This window comes from Streptomyces bicolor, from assembly GCF_000719285.1.
Lineage (GTDB): Bacteria > Actinomycetota > Actinomycetes > Streptomycetales > Streptomycetaceae > Streptomyces > Streptomyces bicolor.
Map to the genome: position 1 here is coordinate 192,770 of NZ_JOFS01000007.1, position 16,886 is coordinate 209,655.

A 16,886-nucleotide genomic window follows, 5' to 3' on the forward strand; every position below is an offset into this window, starting at 1 on the left:
AACTTCAAGGACATGTGGCCGCTCACCCAGTGGACGCAGGTCAACGGCTCGGTCAGCTGCGACGATCAGGCCACCACCAGGCTCGCCGAGGGAGACCCGTGGGCCGAGGGCGCCGATCTGCGCACCGCCGACACGCTGTTGTACGACATCGTGCGCGAAGGCCTCATCGAGAAGCACCCCACGACCACCAACTGGGAGGCGTCCAAGCCCCGTATCGCCAAGGGCGAGATCGCCACGATGTGGCTCGGTTCCTGGGCGGTCATCCAGATGCAGGGCGCGGCGAAGCAGGCCGGGGCCGACCCTGACGACATCGGGTTCATGCCCTTCCCGGCCCAGAAGAACGGCACGTTCTGCGCGGTGGCGCAGCCCGACTACAACCAGGCCGTCAACATCCACTCCGAGCACAAGGAGGCGGCCCGGGCCTGGATCGACTGGTTCACCGACAAGTCCGGCTACGCGGCGGACAACCTGGCCCTGTCCCCGCTCAAGGACGCCCCGCTGCCCGACGTCCTGAAGCCGTACGAGGAGAAGCGCGTCAAGATCCTCGACCTCGACGACAGCAAGGGCGCCCAGGTCAAGTTCATCGACAACCAGTCCGAGGTCGGTATCTACCAGCCTGACTACCGCCAGGACCTCGTCGACCTCGCCCGCGGCGCAACCAAGGGCAGCCTGGACGACTTCCTGAACGGCCTCGGCGAGAAGTGGACCGAGACCCAGAAGTCCCTGGGGTCCTGATGACGGACACGACCGAGAAGGCGGCCGTCGAGCCCGCACCAGGGCCGGCCGCCCCGGCACCGGCCCCCGTCCCGCGCACGACACGCCTGCGGCGCGGGGCCACCCCGTGGCTCTTCCTGCTCGCCCCGCACGCCCTGTTGATCACCTTCACCTACGCGCCGATCGCCAACATGGTGGCGTACAGCTTCACCGACTGGGACGGCGTGAGCCCCGAACTCCACTACACGGGCGCCGAGAACTTCGCCGAACTCTTCACCCGCCCCGAACTGTTCGAGGTCTTCTGGGTCAGCGGCTACTACCTGGCGGCGTCCGTCTTCCAGATCGTCGCGGCCCTCTACTTCGCCACGATCCTCAGCTTCGACGTCCGCTTCCGGAACTTCTTCAAGGGCGTGCTGTTCTTCCCGTATCTGATCAACGGGGTCGCGATCGGCTTCGTCTTCCTCTACTTCTTCCAGGACGGCGGCACCCTCGACTCCGTACTGAGCCTCTTCGGCGTGGAGACCGACCGAGCCTGGCTCGGCACCCCGACGTCGGCGAACACCTCGCTCGCCGCGGTCTCGGTCTGGCGCTACCTGGGCCTGAACTTCGTCCTCTTCCTCGGCGCGATCCAGTCGATCCCGGGGGAGCTGTACGAGGCGGCCGAACTGGACGGTGCGAACCGCTGGCACCAGTTCCGCTACATCATCGCGCCCGGCATCAAGCCGGTGCTGTCCCTCACGGTGATCCTCTCGATCTCGGGTTCCCTGTCGGTCTTCGAGATCCCGTACATCATGACCGGCGGCGCGACCGGCACCGAGACCTTCGTGATCCAGACCGTGAAGCTGGCCTTCCAGTTCAACAAGACGGGGCTCGCCTCGCCGGCCGCGGTCGTGCTGCTGCTGATCGTCCTGGCGGTGACCTGGGTGCAGCGGCGCCTCGTCCCCGACGACAAGGTGGACCTCGCATGACTCGTCGCGCAGTGGCCCGCACGCTGATGTACCTGTCCCTGATCGCCGCGACGCTGGTGGTCCTGCTGCCCCTTGCCGCCGTACTCCTGACATCCCTCAAGTCCGAGCAGGAGATGGCGAACGACGGCGGAGCCCTCGCCCTTCCCGACGACCTGCTGAACTTCCACAACTACGCGACGGCGTTCCAGGACGGCCGCATGCTCTCGGCGTTCGCCAACACGGCGGTCATCCTGCTCTTCGCCATCGGAGGCACGGTCCTGATCGGCTCGATGACGGCGTACGCCATCGACCGGTTCACCTTCCGCTTCAAGAAGCTGGTCGTGGCCCTGTTCCTGGTCGCCGCCCTGGTCCCCGGTGTCACGACCCAGGTGGCGACCTTCCAGATCGTCAATAGCTTCGGCATGTTCGACAACCTCTGGGCGCCGATCGTCCTCTACATGGGCACGGACATCGTCTCGATCTACATCTTCCTGCAGTTCGTCCGCTCGATCCCGACCTCACTGGACGAGGCGGCCCGCCTGGACGGCGCGGGCGCCTTCACGATCTACCGCAGGATCATCTTCCCCCTGCTGAAGCCGGCGATCGCGACGGTGGTGATCGTCAAGGGCATCACCACCTACAACGACTTCTACATCCCGTTCCTCTACCTGCCCTCGGAAGACCTTGGCGTGATCTCGACGTCCCTGTTCCGCTTCAAGGGCCCGTTCGGCGCCCACTGGGAAACGATCTCGGCAGGAGCGGTGCTGGTGATCCTGCCGACGCTGATCGTGTTCCTGCTGCTGCAGCGGTTCATCTACAACGGGTTCATGCGAGGTGCGACCAGGTGAGGTGCTCAGGGGCGCGGGGAACTAGGCGGACAAAGCGGCCACCAGAACAGGCGTGACCTGCTCAACCTGCCAAGGCCGAGCCCCATATCCAGCCAACGCCTCCGCGACCGACCCGGCATCGACGACCTTCGGCGGCTCCCAGCAAACCCGCCGCACGGTATCCGGAGTGATCAAGTTCTCCTGAGGCATGTCGAGCTGCTCGGCGAGCGCGGAAACCGCAGCCCGAGCAGCGGAAAGCCGAGCCGCGGCCACAGGGTCCTTATCGGCCCAGGCACGAGGCGGCGGCGGCCCGGTCACGGGCTGCCCGGGCGCCGGCATCTGCGACTCGGTCAACGCCTTCGCACGATCCACCGCGGCCTGCCACTGCTCCAGCTGCCGCCGCCCCATCCGATGCCCGAACCCATTCAGCGCCGCAAGGGCATGCACATTCGCCGGAATCGAGAGCGCGGCCTCCACGATGGCCGCGTCACTCAGCACCTTGCCCGGCGACACATCCCGCTTCTGCGCGATCCGGTCCCGCGTCTGCCACAGCTCCCGTACCACGGCCAGCTGGCGACGCCGCCGCACCTTGTGCATCCCCGACGTCCGCCGCCACGGATCCTTACGCGGCTCGGCCGGCGGCGCGGCCGCGATCGCCTCGAACTCCTGCCGCGCCCACTCCAGCTTCCCCTGCCGGTCCAGCTCCTTCTCCAGCGCGTCACGCAGGTCCACGAGCAGCTCGACGTCCAGCGTCGCGTACCGCAGCCACGGCTCGGGCAGCGGCCGGGTCGACCAGTCGACGGCCGAGTGGCCCTTCTCCAGGACGAAGCCGAGCACGCTCTCGACCATCGCGCCGAGGCCGACTCTGGGGAACCCGGCGAGCCGCCCGGCCAGCTCGGTGTCGAACAGCAGGCTCGGCACCATGCCTATCTCGCGCAGGCAGGGCAGATCCTGGGTGGCCGCGTGCAGCACCCACTCCACTCCGGACAGCGCCTCGCCGAGTCCCGACAGATCGGGACAGGCCACGGGGTCGATCAAGGCGGACCCGGCGCCCGCGCGGCGCAGCTGCACCAGATAGGCGCGCTGCCCGTAGCGGTAACCGGACGCGCGTTCGGCGTCGACGGCCACCGGGCCCGAGCCCGCGGCGAAGGCGGCGATCACGTCGGTGAGCGCCGCCTCGTCGGCGATCACGGGCGGAATGCCCTCGCGGGGCTCCAGCAAAGGGATCGGCGCCTCCGTAACAGAAGATCCGCCGTCGTCCGGAGGGGCGCCTCCGGTGGTTCGCAGTGAACTGTCTGCTGCGGTCTCTTGGGCGTCGGTCACATGTCAAGGGTATCTGTGTATGGACAGCGCCCGCCGACGGAACGTTCCGTCGGCGGGCGCCTGAGGGTCGTAAACCAGTCAGGTAAGTGATGGATCCGGTTCACGACAGGTGCGGACGTGGGCGGGGATCAGCGGCCGATCCCGTTCACGTCAGTGAATGATCAAGCGTTCAATGGCCTGGGGTGCGGCTCAAGGTTCTGTGACGCGGCTCAAGGTCTGGGGTGCGGTTCAAGGGTTGGGGGTGCGGCTCAAGGGTGCGTGATGCGGCTCATTCCAGTGTTCGGTGGACCGTCAGTGGATGATCCCGGTCCGCAGGGCCACGGCGACCATGCCGGCGCGGTCACCGGTGCCGAGCTTGCGGGCGATCCGGGCGAGGTGGCTCTTGACGGTCAGCGCGGACAGGCCCATCGAGACGCCGATCGCCTTGTTCGACTGGCCCTCCGCCACCAGCCGCAGCACCTCGACCTCACGACCGGAGAGCTCGCGGTAGCCGCCCGGGTGGCTCGGGGCACCCGGGTGGCGACGGTGCATACGGGCGGCGGCAGCGCCGATGGGGGCGGCACCGGGCCGGGTGGGGAGCCCGACGTTGGTGCGGGTGCCGGTGACGACGTAGCCCTTCACACCGCCGGCGAGGGCGTTGCGCACGGCGCCGATGTCGTCGGCGGCGGACAGGGCGAGGCCGTTGGGCCAGCCCGCGGCGCGGGTCTCCGACAGGAGGGTGAGGCCGGAGCCGTCGGGCAGGTGGACATCTGCGACGCAGATGTCGCGGGGGTTGCCGATGCGGGGACGAGCCTCCGCGATGGACGAGGCCTCGATGACGTCGCGCACACCGAGCGCCCACAGGTGGCGGGTGACGGTGGAGCGGACGCGGGGATCGGCCACGACCACCATGGCGGTCGGCTTGTTCGGGCGGTAGGCGACCAGGCTTGCGGGCTGCTCGAGGAGAACGGACACCAGGCCTCCTGGGGTGCGGGGACGACTTCAAGGTCACAGTCGTCTTCGGCACCAAACCTGTGGCCCTTTAGAGAAAGATCACGATTTAGTGAGTAACAATTGGGGCAATTCGGACGCTTGGTCGATCGTTCGGTGAGCACATCGGCTCGATCAAGGACTGTTCCTGACCGAAAGTGGCCGTATCGACAAAGTGACGGTCAAGACGGTGGCGGTCAGCGGGACTGAGGATCACGGCGCTGCGGCAGCGTCACCACCGACGCGTCGCCCGGGCCCGCCGGCGGCAGCCCCGCGACCTGGGCGAGCAGATCGCACCAGGACGCCAGGTGGGCCGCCGTGTCCGGAACGCCGCCGAGGCCCTCGCGGGGCGTCCACGAGGCGCGGATCTCGATCTGCGAGGCCGCCGGGCGCTCGGACAGGCCGCCGAAGTAGTGGGAGCCGGCGCGCGTGACGGTGCCGCTCGCTTCGCCGTACGACAGCCCGCGCGCCTGGAGCGCGCCGGTCAGCCAGGACCAGCACACCTCGGGCAGCAGCGGGTCGGCGGCCATCTCCGGCTCCAGCTCCGCGCGCACCAGGGTCACCAGCCGGAAGGCACCCTGCCAGGCGTCGTGCCCGGCCGGGTCGTGCAGCAGCACCAGCCGGCCGTCGGCGAGATCCTGCTCGCCGTCGACGACCGTGGCCTCCAGCGCGTACGCGTACGGGGCGAGGCGCTGGGGCGCCTTGGTCTGCTCGACCTCGATCTGCGGGCGCAGCCGACTGTTGCGCAGGGCCTCGACCGCGGCCCGGAATGCCGCTGGAGCCGCACTGTGCGAATGCCGGTCCCCCTCCCCGGCCTCCTTCGCTTCATCCATTCCGCCCGTACCGTCCGACAGTCTTCCCTGAGCCGCAGCCATGCCGGAAGGTTAAGGGGAACCGGGGCTTCGTGCTGGGCTAGACACCCCGTTCCCGGTGCCGGCGTGGCCGTCGCCGGGCGCCTCGTGCCGGACGGGCTGAAAGACGCGGACCGGCGTCGTGCGAGACTTGCCACCGTGAGTGCCAACACGCAGCCGACGCCGCCGACAGCCACCTACGACTCCGCCTTCCTCAAGGCGTGCAGGCGTGAACCCGTGCCGCACACGCCGGTGTGGTTCATGCGGCAGGCCGGGCGTTCGCTGCCGGAGTACCGCAAGGTGCGCGAGGGCATTCCCATGCTCGAGTCCTGCATGCGGCCCGAGCTGGTCACCGAGATCACCCTGCAGCCCGTGCGCCGGCACAACGTGGACGCGGCGATCTACTTCAGCGACATCGTCGTCCCGCTCAAGGCCATCGGCATCGACCTCGACATCAAGCCCGGCGTCGGCCCGGTCGTCGAGCGCCCGATCCGCACCCGCGCCGACCTGGCCCGGCTGCGCGACCTGACCCCCGAGGACGTCTCGTACGTCACCGAGGCGATCGGCCTGCTCACCGGCGAGCTCGGCTCGACCCCGCTCATCGGTTTCGCCGGCGCGCCTTTCACCCTCGCGAGCTACCTCGTCGAGGGCGGCCCGTCGCGTACGTACGAGAACGCCAAGGCGATGATGTACGGCGACCCCGAGCTCTGGGCCGACCTGCTCGACCGCCTCGCGGACATCACCGCGGCCTTCCTCAAGGTGCAGATCGAGGCCGGCGCCTCCGCGGTCCAGCTCTTCGACTCCTGGGTCGGCTCCCTCGCCCCGGCCGACTACCGGCGCTCGGTGATGCCGCACTCCGCGAAGGTCTTCGACGCCGTGGCCGGGTACGGCGTCCCGCGTATCCACTTCGGTGTCGGCACCGGCGAGCTCCTGAAGCTCATGGGGGAGGCCGGCGCGGACGTCGTCGGCGTCGACTGGCGCGTCCCGCTCGACGAGGCCGCCCGCCGCGTCGGCCCCGGCAAGGCGCTCCAGGGCAACCTCGACCCGACCGTCCTGTTCACCACCCCCGAGGCGATCGAGGCCAAGGCCCGCGAGGTCCTCGACGCGGCGGCGGGCCTGGAGGGTCACGTCTTCAACCTCGGCCACGGCGTCATGCCGTCCACGGACCCGGACGCGCTGACCCGGCTCGTCGAGTACGTCCACACGCAGACGGCTAGCTAGAAAACGCTCACCACGTCGGCCGCGCCCGCCTGCCGAACAGCAGGCCGCGCGGCTCCGGTGGCGGCGGCGTGCCGGGGCGCAGCGGCCAGGCGAGCGCCATGCCGGACAGGAAACCCACGATGTGCGCCGCGTACGCCACCGTGCCCGCGGCCGTGACGCCCTCGCCGGACGAGTACACCGCCTGCAGCGCAAACCAGAACCCGAGCACCAGCCAGGCCGGCAGCCGCAGCGGCAGGAAGATCAGGAACGGCACCAGGACCCAGACCCTGGCCCTCGGGTACAGCACGAGATAGGCGCCCAGGACACCCGCGATCGCCCCGGACGCACCGATCAGCGGGTCGGCGGAATCGTCGTTGAGGAGGGCGAAGCCGTACGACGCCGCATAGCCGCAGACCACGTAGAAGAGGAAGTACCGCACGTGGCCCATGCGGTCCTCGATGTTGTTGCCGAAGATCAGCAGGAAGAGCATGTTGCCGAGCAGGTGCAGCCAGCCGCCGTGCAGGAACATCGCCGTGAAGACCGACAGCACGGGGGACTTGGCGTAGTCCGGCGGGCCGATCACACAGCCGGGGCCCTGTGGCCCGACGGCGACGTCGCCCGTGGGGACCGCCCTGGGCAACTGGTCGTGGATCAGTTCCCGGGGCACCGCCGCGTAATGGTCCAGGAACGCCTGCAGATGACACAGCTGCGCCAGGCTGCTCTCACCGGCCACGGAGCCGGCTATGCCAGGCGTGGAGAGGAAGACGAGGACGTTCGCGGCGATCAGCGCGTAGGTCACCCAGGGGGTGCGGCGGACCGGGTTCACGTCATGGACGGGGATGACCACGACAGGTATCTGCCCGGGATGCGGGCCGCGAATACGTGCGGTGGGTCGGTGAACGTGGCCGTCGCCGCGTGCGTATGTCTCGGCAACCGCCCGCGGCACGGGGAAGGCGGGTCGCGGGGACTACGTGAGGAACAGGCGATGAACGACCGAGTTAATCCTCCGATCCACGCGTTGCCCGACGGTGAGGCCGAACTCGCCGTGGTGCTGCGGCTGCCCTGGGAAGACGTGGCCCGGCTGGGCCAGGAGGCCGGACGGCTTGCTTCGCAGATGCAGCGGCCGGTGACGTTGGACGAGGCCGTCAGCCATCGGTTGCGCTCCGCGCGGAGTGCTGCGCATGCGAAGCCGGCGGGGGAGCAGCCGGCTGCCGCCGCGATGCCGAGTGTGAGTGCGTCCGTGTCGTCGTTGCCTTCTCGGCCGCCGGCGGAGCAGGCTCGGCAGGCCATCGAGAGGATCAACGGATCCGCCTAGTCGCCGCATGGGCGCGGGTAGTTGGGCGGCTGTGGGCTCGTTGTGGCTGGTCGCGCCCCCGCGGCGGAGCCGCACATCGATACAGGCCCGCGCCCTGGGGGCCCGCGCCGCCCGTCAAGAAGTTGCGGCGTTCACTGCTTTCGCTGCCTTGCGGGCCGCCACCAGCACCGGGTCCCACACCGGTGAGAACGGGGGCGCGTATCCCAGGTCCAGGGACACCATCTGTTCCACCGTCATCCCGGCCGTCAGTGCCACCGCCGCGATGTCGACCCGCTTGCCCGCGCCCTCCCGGCCCACGATCTGCACGCCCAGCAGCCGGCCCGTGCGGCGTTCCGCGAGCATCTTGACCGTCATCATGGCCGCGTCGGGGTAGTAGCCGGCGCGGCTCGTGGACTCGATCGTCGCCGTCACGAACTGCAGGCCCGCCCTGCGCGCGTCCTTCTCGCGCAGGCCCGTGCGGGCGATCTCCAGGTCGCAGACCTTGCTGACGGCCGTGCCGACCACGCCGGGGAACGTGGCGTAGCCGCCGGCCGCGTTCGTGCCGATGACCTGGCCGTGTTTGTTGGCGTGCGTGCCGAGGGCGATGTGGCGTTCCCGGCCGGAGACCAGGTCGAGGACCTCCACGCAGTCGCCGCCCGCCCAGATGTTCTCGTGGCCGCGCACCCGCATGGCCAGGTCGGTCAGCAGACCGTCGTGGTCGCCGAGGGGGAGGCTCGCGGCCCGCGCGAGGGTGGTCTCCGGGCGGACTCCGATGCCGAGGACGACCACGTCCGCGGGGTACTCGGCGTCCTCCGTCGCCACCGCCCGCACCCGGCCGTCCCCGCCCGTGAGGATCTTGGTGACCTCGGCGTCGTTGACCATCGTGATGCCCAGGCCCGTCATGGCCTCGTGCACCAGGCGGCCCATGTCCGCGTCGAGCGTCGCCATGGGCTCGCTGCCGCGGTTGACGACCGTCACCTCGTAGCCGCGGTTGATGAGCGCCTCGGCCATCTCCACCCCGATGTAGCCGGCGCCGACCACCACAGCGCGCCGCCCACGCGTGCGTGCCAGCGTGTCGATGAGGGCCTGGCCGTCGTCGAGGGTCTGCACGCCGTGGACGCCGGGGGCGTCGACGCCCGGCATGTCGGGGCGGATCGGGCGGGCACCGGTCGCGATCACGAGTTTGTCGTACGACGTCCAGGACTCCGCGCCCGAATCGACGTCACGCGCGCGTACCCGGCCGCCCGGCACGTCGATCTCCGTGACCTCCGTGCGCATGCGCAGGTCGATGTCCCGCGCGCGGTGCTCCTCGGCCGTACGCGCGATCAGCTGGTCGCGGTCGGGGACGTCGCCGCCCACCCAGTACGGGATGCCGCAGGCCGAGAAGGAGGTGAAGTGGCCGCGTTCGAACGCCACGATCTCCAGCTCCCCGGCGCTCCTCAGCCGCCGCGCCTGCGACGCCGCGGACATCCCCGCGGCGTCGCCCCCGATCACGACCAGCCGCTCCCGCGTCCCCGGCACACCCCTCGCATCACTCCGCGCAGCGCTCATGCTCATGCGAACACGCTACGGGCGCCTGGCATTTCAGGCCTGCGGGCCGCTCTGTTCGCCACCGGACTCGTCGTCCGCGCGCGTGGGGCCCGGCGCTTGGCGGGCGGTGGGAAGCGGGCCCCATGTCGCCGTCGCGGGCGCCGTGGCGGGGCGGCGCGGCAGCCGGGGCCGCAGGACCTTCAGCCACAGCAGCACGATCAGCGCCGCCACCGCAGCGAAGGGCAGCACCGCGCCCAAGGCCACCGCGATCCAGCGCAGCATCGTCACGAACGCGTTCCAGCCGCCCGCGAGCGCGTCCAGGAAGCCGGGGTCGTCGTCCTTCGCGGCGGCCTTCTTCACCGGTGTCTCCGACAGGGTCAGGGTGATGGTGGCCAGGCTGGTGCGGTCCTTCAGGGACGACTGCTGGGCGAGCAGCGACTCCAGGTCGGCCTGGCGGCTGCTCAGCTCGCCCTCCAGCGTGACCACGTCGCTGAGCTTGGTCGCCTGGTCCATCAGCTCACGGATCCGGGCGACGCTGGCGCGCTGCGACTTGATGCGGCTCTCCACGTCGACGACCTGGTCGGTGACGTCCTGCGCCTTGGCGCTGCGCTCGATCAGCTTGCCCGCGCCCTCGAGTTCGGTGAGGACCTCGGCGTACCGGTCGACGGGTACGCGCAGGACGACGCGGGTGTGCTCGTGGCCCTCCTCGTCGCGTGTGGTGGTCTCGTTGCCGATGTAGCCGCCCGCGTCCTCGGTGGTGGTGCGGGCCTCGTCGAGGGCCTTCGGTACGTCCTTGACCTGCACGGTCAGGGAGGCGGTGCGGATGATGTGGCTCGTGGTGACCTTGGGCGCCGCGCTCGCCTTGTCGGCGCCGGAGCCGCTGTCCGGGGCGCCCTCCTTCGCCCCTGCCTGTGAGTCCGCCTGCGCGGCCTCTCCCGCGGCGGCCTTGCTGTCGCCGCCCGACCCGGAGTCGTCCGAGGCGCTGCAGCCGGTGAGCGCGAGGGCAGCGGCCAGCAGGATGGCGGCCAGGGCCTGAACCGGTCGTACGGAACGTTGTGTGCGCATGTGGGCGTACCCCCGAGGGTCGTCGTGACGACTGACGCTTCTTCGACGCCGGGGTCAGGCGGAACGTTGGCGGTGATCGGTCCCGATGCGGTCACGGTCAGGACTCGTGAAGGACACCGGGGCGCGCAGGGATTGTCAGTGGGGTCTGAGAGGCTGTGGACATGCGCGAAGAGGAGAGTCGTTCGGGTACGGGCCGGGTCGTCGTCATCGGGGGCGGGATCGCGGGGCTCGCGGCGGCCCACCGGCTGCTGGACGCCGGCCGGCAGGTGACCGTCCTGGAGGCGTCGGACCGCGTCGGCGGCAAGCTGCTGCCCGGCGAGATCGCGGGCGTCCGCGTGGACCTCGGCGCCGAATCGATGCTGGCCCGCCGCCCGGAGGCCGTCGCCCTAGCCCGCGAGGTGGGTCTCGCCGAGCGCCTCCAGCCGCCCGCCACCGCGACCGCCTCGATCTGGACCCGCGGTGCCCTGCGCCCCATGCCCAAGGGGCATGTGATGGGGGTTCCCGGCACCTCGTCCGCCCTCTCCGGCGTCCTGTCCGACGAGGGCCTGGCCCGCATCGACCGCGACGCCGACCTCCCCCGCACGGAGGTCGGGGACGACGTGGCGGTCGGCGAGTATGTGGCCGCACGGCTCGGCCATGAGGTCGTCGACCGCCTGGTCGAGCCCCTGCTGGGCGGCGTGTACGCGGGCGACGCGTACCGCATCTCGATGCGCTCGGCGGTCCCGCAGCTCTACCAGGCCGCGCGGACGCACGACTCCCTCACCGAGGCGGTCCGCGAGATCCAGACCAAGGCCGCCGCCAACCAGCAGACCGGGCCGGTGTTCATGGGCATCGAGGGCGGGGTGGGCCGGCTCCCGCTCGCCGTCGCCGAGTCGGTCCGCGCGCGGGGCGGCGAGATCGTGACCGGGGCGCCGGTGACGGAGCTGCGCCGTGTGGCACCCGCCGGGTGGCGCGTCGTCACCGGCGACCGGGTGCTGCACGCCGACGCGGTCGTCGTCGCCGTACCCGCACCGGCCGCCGCCGCCCTCCTGCGCGCCGAGGCCCCCGAAGCCGCCACCGAGCTGGACGGGATCGAGTACGCCTCGATGGCTCTGGTCACCCTCGCTTTCCGCCGCGCCGACACCGGCCTTCCCGCCGGCAGCGGCTTCCTGGTGCCGCCGGTCGACGGGCGCACCATCAAGGCGTCGACCTTCGCCTCCCAGAAGTGGGGCTGGATCGCCGACGAGAACCCGGACGTGGTCGTGTTGCGCACGTCCGTGGGGCGGTACGGCGAGACGGAGATCCTGGAGCGCGCGGACGACCACCTCGTCGACGTCTCACGACACGACCTCAAGGAGGCCACCGGCCTCGACGCCACCCCCCTGGAGACCCGCGTCACCCGCTGGACCGACGGCCTGCCCCAGTACCCCGTCGGCCACTACGCGCGCGTGGCCCGCGTCCGCGAGCACGTCGCCAAGCTGCCCGGCCTCGCGGTGTGCGGCGCGCAGTACGACGGTGTGGGCATCCCGGCGTGCATCGCGAGCGCGTACGCGGCGGTGGACCAGCTGGAAGGAGACCTGAGCGGTGTGGAGGAGCTCACCGCCAACCCGGTGCAGAGTCTGCACGGCGGAGCGGGAGAATAGGGGACATGAGTGACGACGCCCCCACCACCGAGTCCGGCAGGATCCCGAACAAGGGCAAGCTGGCCAAGGACCTCAACGAGGTCATCCGCTACACCCTCTGGTCCGTCTTCAAGCTGAAGGACGTGCTCCCCGAGGACCGCGCGGGCTACGCCGACGAGGTCCAGGAGCTGTTCGACCAGCTCGCCGCCAAGGACGTGAAGATCCGCGGCACGTACGACGTGTCCGGGCTGCGCGCCGACGCCGACGTCATGATCTGGTGGCACGCCGAGACCAGCGACCAGCTGCAGGAGGCGTACAACCTCTTCCGCCGCACCAAGCTGGGCCGCGCGCTCACGCCGGTCTGGTCGAACATGGCGCTGCACCGCCCCGCGGAGTTCAACCGCTCGCACATCCCGGCGTTCCTCGCCGACGAGACGCCGCGCAACTACGTCAGCGTCTACCCCTTCGTGCGCTCCTACGACTGGTACCTGCTGCCCGACGAGGACCGCCGCCGCATGCTCGCCGACCACGGCAAGATGGCCCGCGGCTTCCCGGACGTCCGCGCCAACACGGTCGCCTCGTTCTCGCTGGGCGACTACGAGTGGCTCCTGGCCTTCGAGGCCGACGAGCTCTACCGCATCGTCGACCTCATGCGCCACCTGCGGGCTTCGGAGGCCCGGATGCACGTCCGCGAAGAGGTGCCGTTCTTCACGGGGCGCCGGAAGTCCGTGGCCGAGTTGGTGGCCGGGCTCGCCTGACCGGTTCTTTTCGGTGAGGCGAGGTCGGCCGGAGGGCCCGGGGTGGGTTGTCCCCCCGGGAGGTGCAGCACCGGGCGTCGGAAGTCCGTGGCGAGTCGGTCGCCCGGCTCGCCTGATCAGTGTGGGAGACGGGCGGCGGCCTGCTGGGGGCGGCCGCCCGGTTTCGTCTCGGTCTGCTTGCTCAGCTTCTTCGCCTGACGGTCGTCCGGACGCCCCGGCTTCGGCTCGGGGTGCCCCTCGCACGCCGCCCGCCGCTCCGGGAGGCGCCCCGAGAGCAGGTAGGCGTCGATGTAGCCGTTGACGCAGGCGTTCGGGCCGTACGCGATGCCGTGCGTGCCGGCGTCCCGCTCGGTCACCAGGACCGAGCCCGACAGCCGCCGGTGCATCTCCAGCGCCCCGTCGTACGGCGTGGCGGCGTCCCGCTCGGCGGCCAGGATCAGAACCGGCGGCAGCTCACCCGGCCCGGTCCGCACATCGAGCGGCTGCTGCCGGGTTGCCTGCCAGTAGGCGCACGGCAGGTTCATCCACACGTTGTCCCAGGTCTCGAACGGCGCCACGCGCGCGAGCCGGGTGTTGTCCCGGTCCCAGACCGCCCAGTTCGTCGGCCAGGACGCGTCGTTGCACTCCACGGCCGTGTAGACCGCGTTGGTGTTCTCCTCCTGGACCGCCGCGTCCGCGACCGGCGAGGCCAGCTCGGCGAGCGGCTTCGCGTCGCCCTTCAGATAGGCCGACAGCGCCTGCGCCCGCGCGGGCCAGTAGTCGTCGTAGTACCCGGCCTGCAGGTACGCCTCCTGCAGCTCGCCCTGCCCGACCTTCCCGCCGGCCGGCTTCACGGCCAGCCGCTCCCGCACCTTCTCGTAGTTGCGCAGCACCTCGTCGGCGGTCTTGCCGAGGCCGTACACGGCGTGGTGCTTGGCGACCCACTCCCGGAAGTCCGCCCACCGTCCCTCGAACGCGGCCGACTGCAGGAGGTTGCTGCGGTACCAGATCTGCGCAGGGTCGGGGTTCACCGCCGAGTCGAACACCATGCGCCGTACATGTGAGGGGAAGAGGGTCGCGTACAGCGCCCCGAAGTAGGTGCCGTACGACGCGCCCATGAACGTCAGCTTCTCCTCGCCCAGCGCGGCGCGCAGGACGTACAGGTCACGGGCGTTGTTGAGGGAGTTGTAGTGCCGCAGCGCGCTGCCGGTGCGCACGGCGCAGCCGCGTGCGTAGGCCTTCGCCCGGGCGATGCGGTGCTGCTTGTACGCCTCGGAGGGGTGCGTGGGCGCGAGCGTGGGCCCGTTGAAGAACTGCTTGGGGTCCTGGCATGACACCGGCGCGGACGGCCCCACTCCACGCGGGGCGTAGCCGACCAGGTCGTACGCTCCCGCCAGCCGCTTCCACGCGGGCAGGACCCCGATCAGCGGGAAGTGCAGGCTGGAGGCGCCCGGCCCACCGGGGTTGTAGACCAGGGCGCCCTGGCGGGGGACCCGGCGCTTGCTGTTGTGCGGGTCCTTGTGAGTGGCCTGCACCCGGCTGACGGTGAGCCGGATCTGCTTGCCGTAGGGGTCGGTGTAGTCGAGCGGGACGGACACGGTGCCGCACTTCACGTCGGTCGGCAGCTCCAGGCCCTTGGCGCACCTGCCGAAGGTGATGCCTGCCTTCTCGGCGCGGGCGGCGGCCACCGCCGTGCCCAGCCTTTCGTCCGCCTGCGTGGGCGTGCCCGGGGCGGCGGCCGCGGTGCTGCCGGTCGGGGCGTTGGAGAGGGCGGTCAGGAGCAGCGCTCCGGCGACCGAGTAGAGGGCGGGAGCTCTCATCGCGTATCCCTTCAGTGCACGGCAGCAACAAAAGGGATATTTCGTTCGTCTGTTGATGAAGGCAAGCACCGTGCTGCCGGTGTCGGCGTCAATGCCCCCGATGCGTCACCGACCGCCCGGCCATCAGTCGCGGCGGTGGAACGCGGCGTGATGCGGTTCGCGGTGTGCGAAGGCCGCGCGCAGCTCCGGCTCGCCGATCGCCCGCACGCCCCGGACCGCGACGGAGGTGAGGTACGTACGGTGGTCCCCGCCTTCGGAGTTCCGGACCAGGGCGCTGAGCAGCCGCTGTCCGGCCGGGGAGGCCCACCGCGAGTACGGGCTGATCTCGATCCGGGCGATGGCGAGGCAGCTCAGCGTGAGTACGAAGGGGAGCGCGAACCAGAGGGCCACCAGATGCGCCGGCATGTCCGACCGGGCCGGGGCGAGCAGGGCGGTCACGCCCAGCGCCACGACGGCCAGTGCGGCGAGCCGCACCTGCCGGATCGTCTCCGCGACGCCGCCGCGCGCCCCGTCGGGCACGGCGAGACCCGCGCTCACCAGCCGGTCGCCCAGGCTGCCCACCGCGTCGGCGGCGGCCGCGGCGTCCCGTACCGGCTCGATCCGGGACTGGCCCTCCGGCCCGATGGCCCCTATGACCGAGCGCTCCATCTCGTCGCGCCCACGCGGATCGACGACCGTCGCCCAGCCGGTGTGCGCGAGCAGCAGCCGCCGCTGCAGCGCCATGGAGACGAGCGTCAGGTCGGCCACCCGTCGGGGTCCGCCGGACAGGAACGCGGCCTCGTACAACGTCAGATCGTGTCCTCGGCCTGCCGTCGCCTCTTTCGTGTCCCTGGCAGCGGCGTGCGCGGCGGCCAGACACAGCCGCGTGCACGCCGTTCCGGCGACGGCCCAGGCCAGCAGCAGAAGAAGCACCCAGAACATGGCACCATTTTGCGGCTGAACCGCCGCCGTTTTCGCGGAGTTGGTTGCTCGCCGTGGGGGTTTCTCCATTAATGGTTACGGTTTTAGGGCGGATTTTCAGGAATTACCGGGATCGTCCGGTGGGCGGCTGGTGGCGGCCGGCGGCAGTGTGTACGTCGGTGACGGGGCCGTGGTCGGGGTCGCCGGGACGGCCGGCGCGGGGTCGAGGGTCGGGCCGGGCGGGGCGGGGGAGGGGTTGAGCGGAGGAGTGCTGCCGGCGGCCATGTCCTGGGCCAAGGCGTCGAAGTCGACGTAGCCGGTTGCCTCCAGGACCGTGATGTGGTCCAGGACAGTGGTGTTGGCGTCGTCGGCGAGCGCGCGGACGAGGGAGTTGCGGGTGCCGGCCCGCACCTGGGCGACGACGGAGAACACCTTGCCGTGCGCCAGCCGCAGGATGTTGGCGAACTGCCTGTCGTACTCGACGCCCTGGGCCGAGTCCAGGGTCGCCAGCCACTCCCGCTGCTGCACGCTGGGCTCGTTGGGCAGCTCCAGGCCGAGCTTGGCGGCGACGTCACGCACCCGCTCGTCCAGGAACGTGTGCCCCTCGACGAGGTGCTGCCCCGCGGTCCGCACGGCCGGGGTGGTGCCCTTCTGCAGTGCCTGCTGCCCGGCGGGCAGTTCCCAGAGCCCGGCCAGCCGGACCTTGGTGATGAAATCGCGGTCGAGACCGGACAGGGGTCCGTACCCGGTCGAGACGGTCTCGGCGTTGAGCACGTCCACGCCGGTCCCGGACCGGTCGGCGTACGACCAGATCGGGAAGATCATCGCCAGCAGGGTCGCCGTCAGGCCCGTGATGATGAGCCCGGTGCCGCTGAAGATGCCTCGGCCGTTGATCGGGGGTCGAGGTCGCATGGTGCCTCCTGTTGCGGCACCGCACGTCAGTGCGCTTCGAGGGTTGGGTTGGCATATTACTTCGGGGTACTTGGGGTCTACGCCAACTGTCGTAGGGGAGCGAATCGTTGCAAAGGGTATGGTTACGGGTGAATCGGGAGTTGGGGTGGGTGGCGGACAGGGGTAAACGGGATGATTCGGGGGAGTCGACCGCCTT

General features: G+C 70.7%; 15 protein-coding genes and 1 pseudogene. 7 read left to right on the plus strand and 9 right to left on the minus strand.

What is annotated here, in order from left to right:
* From IF78_RS0111265 to IF78_RS0111275, 3 genes and pseudogenes are all read left to right on the plus strand, one after another.
* Positions 1–735 (plus strand): annotated as a pseudogene (locus IF78_RS0111265) (extracellular solute-binding protein); the annotation flags it as partial.
* Positions 735–1,682: a carbohydrate ABC transporter permease gene (locus IF78_RS0111270; RefSeq protein ID WP_031480418.1), complete on the plus strand. Its 948-nt coding sequence runs from the start codon at positions 735–737 to the stop codon at positions 1,680–1,682. The pseudogene IF78_RS0111265 and the gene IF78_RS0111270, both read left to right, overlap by 1 nt.
* Complete coding sequence (locus IF78_RS0111275) at positions 1,679–2,509, plus strand: carbohydrate ABC transporter permease (RefSeq protein WP_031480416.1); 831 nt, start codon at positions 1,679–1,681, stop codon at positions 2,507–2,509. Before IF78_RS0111270 ends, IF78_RS0111275 begins: the two co-directional genes overlap by 4 nt.
* Positions 2,510–2,530: 21 nt before the next feature.
* Here IF78_RS0111275 and IF78_RS0111280 read toward each other — a convergent pair whose 3' ends face one another.
* From IF78_RS0111280 to IF78_RS0111290, 3 genes are all read right to left on the minus strand, one after another.
* Positions 2,531–3,811, minus strand: coding sequence for a ribonuclease D (locus IF78_RS0111280; RefSeq protein WP_078662399.1), 1,281 nt, complete (start codon positions 3,809–3,811; stop codon positions 2,531–2,533).
* 291 nt (positions 3,812–4,102) lie between these two features.
* Complete coding sequence (locus IF78_RS0111285) at positions 4,103–4,765, minus strand: response regulator transcription factor (RefSeq protein WP_003997051.1); 663 nt, start codon at positions 4,763–4,765, stop codon at positions 4,103–4,105.
* A 212-nt stretch (positions 4,766–4,977) separates the two neighbouring features.
* Complete coding sequence (locus IF78_RS0111290; protein ID WP_078662400.1) at positions 4,978–5,655, minus strand: DUF3000 domain-containing protein; 678 nt, start codon at positions 5,653–5,655, stop codon at positions 4,978–4,980.
* 135 nt (positions 5,656–5,790) lie between these two features.
* On the opposite strand from IF78_RS0111290, the gene hemE reads away from it, so the two are divergent.
* The gene (gene hemE, locus IF78_RS0111295) at positions 5,791–6,852 is read left to right on the plus strand and encodes a uroporphyrinogen decarboxylase (protein ID WP_031480409.1); all 1,062 of its coding nucleotides are present in this window, start codon (positions 5,791–5,793) and stop codon (positions 6,850–6,852) included.
* A gap of 7 nt (positions 6,853–6,859) precedes the next feature.
* On the opposite strand, the gene IF78_RS0111300 is transcribed toward hemE, so the two are convergent.
* The gene (locus IF78_RS0111300; RefSeq protein ID WP_031480407.1) at positions 6,860–7,678 is read right to left on the minus strand and encodes a rhomboid family intramembrane serine protease; all 819 of its coding nucleotides are present in this window, start codon (positions 7,676–7,678) and stop codon (positions 6,860–6,862) included.
* Between the two features lie 138 nt (positions 7,679–7,816).
* Between IF78_RS0111300 and IF78_RS0111305 the strand changes: the two genes are divergently transcribed.
* Positions 7,817–8,146 (plus strand): hypothetical protein, encoded by a 330-nt coding sequence (locus IF78_RS0111305; RefSeq protein WP_031480405.1) that lies wholly within the window; start codon positions 7,817–7,819, stop codon positions 8,144–8,146.
* 114 nt (positions 8,147–8,260) lie between these two features.
* On the opposite strand, the gene IF78_RS0111310 is transcribed toward IF78_RS0111305, so the two are convergent.
* Entirely contained in the window at positions 8,261–9,682 is a 1,422-nt protein-coding gene (locus IF78_RS0111310; protein ID WP_031480403.1) for an FAD-dependent oxidoreductase, read from the minus strand.
* A 27-nt stretch (positions 9,683–9,709) separates the two neighbouring features.
* Complete coding sequence (locus IF78_RS0111315) at positions 9,710–10,720, minus strand: DUF4349 domain-containing protein (RefSeq protein WP_031480401.1); 1,011 nt, start codon at positions 10,718–10,720, stop codon at positions 9,710–9,712.
* A gap of 161 nt (positions 10,721–10,881) precedes the next feature.
* Between IF78_RS0111315 and hemG the strand changes: the two genes are divergently transcribed.
* Together hemG and hemQ are read left to right on the plus strand one after the other, a co-directional pair.
* Positions 10,882–12,342, plus strand: a complete 1,461-nt coding sequence (hemG, locus tag IF78_RS0111320) for a protoporphyrinogen oxidase (protein WP_031480399.1) — start codon at positions 10,882–10,884, stop codon at positions 12,340–12,342.
* Positions 12,343–12,347: 5 nt separating this feature from the next.
* Positions 12,348–13,079: a hydrogen peroxide-dependent heme synthase gene (gene hemQ / locus IF78_RS0111325; protein WP_031480397.1), complete on the plus strand. Its 732-nt coding sequence runs from the start codon at positions 12,348–12,350 to the stop codon at positions 13,077–13,079.
* 116 nt (positions 13,080–13,195) lie between these two features.
* Here the strand turns inward: hemQ and IF78_RS0111330 are convergent, their stop codons facing one another.
* The 3 genes from IF78_RS0111330 to IF78_RS0111340 all read right to left on the minus strand — a co-directional run bounded on the left by IF78_RS0111330 (position 13,196) and on the right by IF78_RS0111340 (position 16,690).
* Positions 13,196–14,878: an alpha/beta hydrolase gene (locus tag IF78_RS0111330; protein ID WP_031480395.1), complete on the minus strand. Its 1,683-nt coding sequence runs from the start codon at positions 14,876–14,878 to the stop codon at positions 13,196–13,198.
* A 123-nt stretch (positions 14,879–15,001) separates the two neighbouring features.
* Positions 15,002–15,799 carry a TIGR04222 domain-containing membrane protein gene (locus IF78_RS0111335; protein ID WP_031480393.1) on the minus strand — a complete coding sequence of 266 codons (798 nt, stop codon included), beginning with the start codon at positions 15,797–15,799 and terminating at the stop codon, positions 15,002–15,004.
* 96 nt (positions 15,800–15,895) lie between these two features.
* Complete coding sequence (locus IF78_RS0111340; protein WP_031480391.1) at positions 15,896–16,690, minus strand: DUF4142 domain-containing protein; 795 nt, start codon at positions 16,688–16,690, stop codon at positions 15,896–15,898.
* Positions 16,691–16,886: the final 196 nt, after the last annotated feature.